This is a genomic window from Microbacterium sp. K35 (assembly GCF_004794375.1).
GTDB lineage: Bacteria > Actinomycetota > Actinomycetes > Actinomycetales > Microbacteriaceae > Microbacterium > Microbacterium sufflavum.
Window position 1 is genome coordinate 1 of sequence record NZ_SSDM01000034.1, and the last position, 1,272, is coordinate 1,272.

Here is a 1,272-nt window from a genome sequence, read left to right on the forward strand (position 1 = left end):
TGCAGCGGCAGACCACCGACAGGTCGGCGGTCTGCCGCTGCACCTCCTGCACCGCGGTGAGGGCGGCCGCGGCGGCGGCTCCCCGCACCTCCTCCGGCGCGAGTCGCGGGATGTTCGAGGTGTCGCCGTAGCCGCCGTGGACCTCGTCGCGCACCATCTCGCCGTCGCGCAGCTCGATCACGCGGCGACGCATCTGATCGACGAACCCCGCCTCGTGCGTGGCCATGAGCACGGTCGTGCCACCGGCGTTGATGCGGGCGAGCAGCTGCATGATGTCGACGGAGGTCGCGGGGTCGAGGTTTCCGGTGGGCTCGTCGGCCAGCAGCACCTGCGGACGGTTCACGAGGGCACGGGCGATCGCGACGCGCTGCTGCTCACCGCCGGAGAGCTCATGCGGCATGCGCTTCTCCTTGCCCTCGAGCCCGACCAGTGCCAGGGCCTCGGGCACGGCCTGCTGGATGAAACCGCGCGAGGAGCCGGTGACCTGCAGCGTGAACGCGACGTTCTGGTGCACGGTCTTGGACGGCAGCAGGCGGAAGTCCTGGAACACGGAGCCGATGTGGCGACGGAAGTAGGGCACCTTCCGGTTCGCGAGGGAGCGGAGATCGCGACCGAGGACGGCGACGCGACCGCTGGTGGGCACGTCCTCCCGCAGGATGAGCCGCAGGCAGGACGACTTGCCCGATCCCGAAGCGCCGACGAGGAAGACGAACTCCCCGCGTTGCACTTCGAAGTCGACTCCGGACAGGGCGGGCTTCGACGTCCCGCGGTAGCGCTTCGTGACGTTCTCGAACCGAATCATGGCGATTCGAGCCTAAGCGCGGGCTCTGCGCTGACCCGCTGCGACACCCCGCGCGGCCTCAGGCCGTCGACCTGTGCAAACGGTGTCGGCGTCGCTGCCCACTGCTATACATGGAGAGTCGATTCGCGTCACCCACGCGAGCGCGCACACGGAGGGGATTTCCATGACGACACCTGCTGGCTGGTACGACGACGGCTCCGGTCGGCTGCGGTGGTGGGACGGCCAGCAGTGGACCGAGCACTTCGCGCCCGAGACGCCCGCTGTGCCCGCCCAGGAGTCCCCGGCATCCGAGTCCGAGACGATGCCGGGTGCGCCCGCCGCGGCGGTGCCCGACGCGCAGCCCGAGGCCACGGCCCCCGACGCCACCACACCCGACGCCACCACACCCGACGCCACCGCACCGGAGGCCACCGCACCCGAGGCCACCACGCCCGACGCCACCGCCGCCGCCGCCGACGCCACCGCGCTCA

The 1,272-nt window shown here is 71.3% G+C and carries 2 protein-coding genes; one reads left to right on the forward strand and one right to left on the reverse strand.

What is annotated here, in order from left to right; all coding sequences use genetic code 11:
• On the reverse strand, positions 1-802 hold an 802-nt coding region (ftsE, locus tag DW299_RS00875; RefSeq protein WP_136035306.1), incomplete at its 3' end, for a cell division ATP-binding protein FtsE.
• A 163-nt stretch (positions 803-965) separates the two neighbouring features.
• Between ftsE and DW299_RS19445 the strand changes: the two genes are divergently transcribed.
• Positions 966-1,272: DUF2510 domain-containing protein (locus tag DW299_RS19445; protein ID WP_240745275.1), on the forward strand; the 307-nt coding region annotated here is incomplete at its 3' end.